Here is a 2066-nt window from a genome sequence, read left to right as displayed (position 1 = left end):
CGTTCTGCCTCTGGCTCCTCCTCGCGGGCGCGGGCGCGCGTCGCACGCTCGCCGCCGCCTGAACGGTTCAGCGCAGGAAGGGGAGGGCGGTCAGGCTGGCTGCCCTCTCGCCATCCGCAAGCCCGACCGAGAGGCCCGTCGCGTCGTCGCCGAGGTCCGCGGGTGCGAGGCCCACGCCGATGTTGCGCCCAAGGCGGCGGGAATGGGCGATCTCGGTCACATGACCGATCCGCACCCCGTCCCGGAGCAGGGTCAGCGGCTGCCGGTTGCCGTCCACGGGCGGCCCGTCGAGGAAGACGCCGACCCGCCGCCGCGCGGGGCCCTCCGCCGCGATCCGCTCCAGCGCCGCGCGGCCGATGAAGTCGTGCCCCGCCGAGAGGTCGATCATCGCCCCGAACCCCATCTCGAACGGGTTGGCGGGCAAGGTCTGCCGCCGCATGTCCGCACCGTAGGAGATGAGGCCGGATTCCAGCCGCTCGATGTCGTTCGGCGCCCCGGGGCCGATGTCCCAGGGCGCACCTGCGCGCTTCACCCGCTCCCACAGCTCGGTCCCGCGGCTGCCGTCGCGTAGGTAGAGCTCGACCCCGCCCTGTTTCGACCAGCCCGACCGCGCCACGACGAGCGGGATGCCGTCGAGCTCCGTCTCGCGGAAGGCGAAGGGGCGCAGCGCCCGCACCCAGTCGCCGAGAAGCGCCTCCGCCACCTCCATCGCCAGCGGCCCCTGGATGGCGAGCGGCGAGACATCGGGCTCCGTCACGGCGACGTCGAGGCCCCGCTCGCGCGCGATGGCAAGCGCCCAGAGCCCCACGTCGCTGTCCGCGATGGAGAGCCACACCTGCGTCTGCGAGAGCGGCAGCAGCACCGGATCGTTGATGAGCCAGCCGTCATGGTCGCAGAGCGGCACGTAACGGCCCTGGCCGGGCCTGGTGCCGCCGAGGTGGCGCGGCGTCAGGAGCTGCGCCAGCACCATCGCGTCGGGGCCCGCGAGTTCCACCTGCCGCTGAACCGCCACGTCCCACATGGCGACACCGTGGAGCAGGCGGTCGTACTCGCCGTCGGGGTCGCCGAAATTCCCCGGAATGTACATGTGGTTGTAGACCGAGAAGCTCCGCACCCCGTCGGCGACGGTGGCCTCGAAGAAGGGCGAGGTGCGGACGTTCGGTCCGACATGGATCGAGAAGGGCATCAGGGGTCTCCGAACATGCGCCAGCCCGCCGCGTAGCGGGTGATGCCCGTGATCGCACAGGCCGCCGCGAAGACAAGGGCGAGGACCGGGAAGGCCTGCGGGAACAGGCAGAAGGCCGCGAAGACGAGGATGGTCTCGGCGCCTTCGGTCAGGCCGCCGAGATAGTAGATGCCCTTCGTCGGGTAGTCCGAGGCCTGGAGGCCCCGCCGCCCAGCGATGACGGCGAAGGCGAGGAAGGATGTGCCCGACAGGATGAAGCTCGCGATCAGGACCGCGCCCGGCAGCGCGTTCGCCACCGGGTCGGCGAGGACGAAGCCGAGCGGAAACGTCGCGTAGAAGACGAAGTCGAGCGCGATGTCGAGGAAGGCCCCCCGGTCGGTCGGCCGCGTCAGCCGCGCCACCGCGCCGTCGAGCCCGTCCGCCAGCCGGTTGAGCAAGAGCCCCGCCAGCGCCAGCCACCAGAGCCCCAGCGCCGCCGCGCCCGCCGCGAGCAGGCCCACCACGAGGCCGATGACGGTTATCCGGTCTGCCGGCACGCCCCGGGCGGCCAGCCACTCGGCGGGCGGCTGCAGCAGCCGCCGCTGGAGCGGCAGGATGGCGGCGTCGATCATGGGGCCTCAGGTCTCGATGTCGTCGAGCAAGGCTAGCACGCCGCCCAGATGCTCGAGTTCACGAAACCGCGGGTGTCCCTCGGGGGCGGACGCGTGCTCGAGTTCCCAGGTCAGGCCGTGGGGGACGAAGACGCCCCAGGCACCCGCCTCGAGCGCCGGGATCACGTCGGAGCGCATGGAATTGCCGATCATCATGGCGCGCTCCGCACCCTGCCCGTGCGCGGCGAAGGCGCGGGCGTAGACCGGGGGCTTCTTGTCCGACACGATCT

3 protein-coding genes are annotated in these 2066 nt (G+C 72.1%); all 3 read right to left on the bottom strand.

All coding sequences use genetic code 11. The annotated features are described in order from the left end of the window. Positions 1–67 precede the first annotated feature (67 nt). The gene (locus ACTS11_RS12535; protein WP_442640651.1) at positions 68–1186 is read right to left on the bottom strand and encodes a glycine cleavage T C-terminal barrel domain-containing protein; all 1119 of its coding nucleotides are present in this window, start codon (positions 1184–1186) and stop codon (positions 68–70) included. Then, positions 1186–1797, bottom strand: a complete 612-nt coding sequence (locus tag ACTS11_RS12530) for a CDP-alcohol phosphatidyltransferase family protein (RefSeq protein ID WP_442640650.1) — start codon at positions 1795–1797, stop codon at positions 1186–1188. Before ACTS11_RS12530 ends, ACTS11_RS12535 begins: the two co-directional genes overlap by 1 nt. 6 nt (positions 1798–1803) lie before the next feature. After that, on the bottom strand, positions 1804–2066 hold a 263-nt coding region (locus ACTS11_RS12525), incomplete at its 5' end, for an HAD hydrolase-like protein (protein ID WP_442640649.1).

This window comes from Roseicyclus sp., assembly GCF_052168335.1.
Lineage (GTDB): Bacteria > Pseudomonadota > Alphaproteobacteria > Rhodobacterales > Rhodobacteraceae > Roseibacterium.
The sequence above is the reverse complement of the archived record's forward strand: the minus strand, read 5'-3'. Positions and strand labels throughout refer to the sequence as shown.